Source organism: Pseudomonas sp. P1_F7 (assembly GCF_056405655.1).
Map to the genome: position 1 here is coordinate 1 of NZ_JBFUBR010000067.1, position 752 is coordinate 752.

Genomic DNA, 752 nt, shown 5'->3' on the forward strand with positions numbered 1-752 from the left:
TACAAAGACGCCGGCACCGTTCAGGCCACGATCAGCAACGCCACCGGCGGCAGCTTCGAAAACCTGGTGCCGAGCAACGCTCCAGCGGTGACGGAAGTGACCGACACCATCGACACCACCACCGTGAAGCTTTCCGCGACTGAAACCGCGGCCGAGGGTGGCACCGTCACCTACACCGCCACCGTCGGTGCCGCTGTGACTGGCTCGCCAGTAACTGTGACCCTGGCCAACGGCCAGACCATCACCATCGCGGTCGGCGAAACCACCGGCAGCGTGTCCACCACCGCGCCGAACGACGTGTTGACTGGCCACGCGCCGTTAGCCAACTCGATCACCGACGTCAGCGGCGGCAATTACGAGAACCTGGTCGCCGACAAGACGCCGGTTTCGACCACCGTGACCGACACCGTCGACACCACCAACCTCAGCCTGAGCGCGACCGATGCCGTGGCCGAAGGCGGCTCGATTGTTTACACCGCGACCCTGTCCAACGCCGCTGGCTCGCCGGTCACCGTGACCCTGAGCAACGGCGCCGTGATCACCATCGACGCCGGGAACACCACCGGCTCGGTGACCGTCGATGCACCGAAAGACGACGTGTATAAAGATGCTGGCAAAGTCGAAGCGACCATTTCCACCGCCACCGGCGGCGATTTCGAAAACCTGGTGCCGAGCARCGTACCGGCGGTGACGGAAGTGACCGACACCATCGAYACCTCGACGGTGAAACTGACCGCGAGCGAAACCGCGGC

General features: G+C 64.4%; 1 protein-coding gene. It reads left to right on the plus strand.

What is annotated here, in order from left to right; all coding sequences use genetic code 11:
- Positions 1-752, plus strand: a 752-nt coding sequence (locus tag AC1D1M_RS31400; protein WP_477778689.1) for an immunoglobulin-like domain-containing protein, incomplete at both ends; no start/stop codon positions are given.